We start from the raw sequence: 1,460 nt of genomic DNA, 5'->3' as shown, positions 1-1,460 counted from the left end.
TCGGCGGCAGCGGCGGCGTCGGCGGCGCGGCGAGCACGGCGGAAGTCGACAGCATAGGCAATATCGCGACTTCAGGCCTCAGCTCTGTCGGCATCGCCGTTCAATCGCTTGGCGGCGGCGGCGGCAATGGCGGCTTCTCGGTTGCGGGGGCCATCGGCGCCGTGGGCGTTTCCGTCGGGATTGGCGGCAATGGAGGAAGCGGCGGAACCTCTAGCACCGCCACTTTGAACAGTTCTGGCTCGGTCGTCACGACCGGCGACAATTCGATCGGCATGCTCGTTCAATCGCTTGGCGGCGGCGGCGGCAACGGCGGCTTCTCGGCGACCGGATCTCTGGGCGCCGGCCTCGGCGTCAGCGTCGGCATAGGCGGCAATGGCGGCGCGGGCGAAAACGCCGGGGCCGTATTCGCGACAATCGACGGCGGCGGCCAGTCTGTGGCCGTTACGAATTACGGGTCCGGTTGGACGACCGTCACGCTCGGCCAGAACTCGGCGGGCGTTGTCGCTCAGTCGGTCGGCGGCGGCGGCGGCAACGGCGGTTTCGCCGGCACGCTGACGATTGGCTCCGGCGGCGCGGTGGGCGTCACGCTTGGCGGAAAAGGCGGCGGCGGCGGCAGCGCCAGCCAGGCGAGCGTCAAAAGCGGCAACGGAACTTTTGCGAATAACATATTCACTGCAGGCGCGAATTCCGACGGCATCCTCGCCCAAAGCGTTGGCGGCGGCGGCGGCAATGGCGGTTTTGCCGGTGCGCTGACCCTGGCTGGCAATTCATTGGCGCTCGGCCTCGGAGGGAGCGGCGGAGCGGCCGGAAACGGCGCCGCCGTTGACGTGACCAGCTTCGGCAAAATCACGACTTTAGGGGATAATTCGACGGCCGTATTCGCTCAGTCTGTGGGCGGCGGCGGCGGCAATGGCGGCTTCGCGATCGCGCTCGGCGCCTCGGGCGGCGCTCTGGCGCCGACAGTTTCGCTCGGCGGGTCCGGCGGCGGCGGCGGAACGGGTGGGACCGTCAATGTCGGCAGCACCGGCGAGATCAATACATTCGGCGCTCTCGCCTATGGCATTTTTGCCCAATCGCTCGGCGGCGGCGGCGGCAATGGCGGCTTCGCGGTGGCGGCGTCGATCGGCGCCTCGCTGCCGGTAGCCGTCGGCATCGGCGGCGCGGGCGGCGCAGGCCAAAGCTCGAGCGCGGTCGTGGTCAACAACGCAGGCGGCATCACGACTGCCGGCGCTGGGTCTGACGCGATCTTCGCGCAAAGCATCGGCGGCGGCGGCGGCAATGGCGGTTTCTCGGGCACAGGCTCGATCGGGGGCGTCGGCGTCTCGGTGGGCGTTGGCGGCTCGGGCGGCGCGGGGGCGGATGGCAGCACGGTCAACGTGACCAGCATCGGCAATCTGACGACCAGCGGAACCCAGGCGGTCGGTCTGTTCGCGCAATCGGTCGGCGGCGGCGGCGGCAAT

Annotated in this window: 1 pseudogene; it reads left to right on the top strand. The window is 69.7% G+C overall.

The features are described from left to right. A pseudogene (locus METAC_RS25260) lies at positions 1 to 1,460 on the top strand (autotransporter outer membrane beta-barrel domain-containing protein); the annotation flags it as partial.

It is taken from the genome of Methylocapsa acidiphila B2 (genome assembly GCF_000427445.1).
GTDB classification, from domain to species: domain Bacteria; phylum Pseudomonadota; class Alphaproteobacteria; order Rhizobiales; family Beijerinckiaceae; genus Methylocapsa; species Methylocapsa acidiphila.
The sequence above is the reverse complement of the archived record's forward strand: the minus strand, read 5'-3'. Positions and strand labels throughout refer to the sequence as shown.